This is a genomic window from Vibrio sp. YT-19(2023) (assembly GCF_033337395.1).
The window spans coordinates 1-551 of record NZ_JAWOQN010000972.1; the positions used below are offsets into that span (position 1 = coordinate 1).

Consider the following 551-nt stretch of genomic DNA (forward strand, 5'->3'; position numbering starts at 1 on the left):
ATCTGGCAGGTTTTCGTAAGCTAGGGTGACTTGATTGCGTCCTGAGTGCTTTGAATAGTACATCGCTTTATCGGCCTCGATTAGAAGCTCTTTTGCGTTGGATTGTTGTGAATTCAACTCTGCTACACCAATACTAACAGTGGTCGTAATTTCAACGTCATCGACATGACAGATCGTTGCTTGTATAGCTTGGCGGATGCGTTCAGCTACTTCATACGCTTGAATCGCATTCGTATCTGTTAAGATTACTGCGAACTCTTCTCCTCCCAATCGACCTATAAAGTCGCTGCCACGAATGACGCCTTGGCAAACGTGAGCAATGTGAGTGATAACATGATCACCAGAAAAGTGGCCAACGCTATCATTAATATCTTTGAAGTGATCAATATCGATCATCAAGCATGAAAGTGTTTTAGAACGTTTTGTATGTTGAATGATCGCATTATCTAAATTGGAGATAAACGCCCGACGGTTGAGAAGACCAGTAAGTGCATCAGTTTCTGATAATTGTTTAAGGCGTTGTTCTAGCAAATGAGTCTTGGTGATATCAC

General features: G+C 41.9%; 1 protein-coding gene. It reads right to left on the reverse strand.

Annotated features, from left to right (window positions below; all coding sequences use genetic code 11):
- A partial coding sequence (locus tag R7E78_RS29490; RefSeq protein WP_318059065.1) for a GGDEF domain-containing protein occupies positions 1 to 551 on the reverse strand: 551 nt, incomplete at both ends.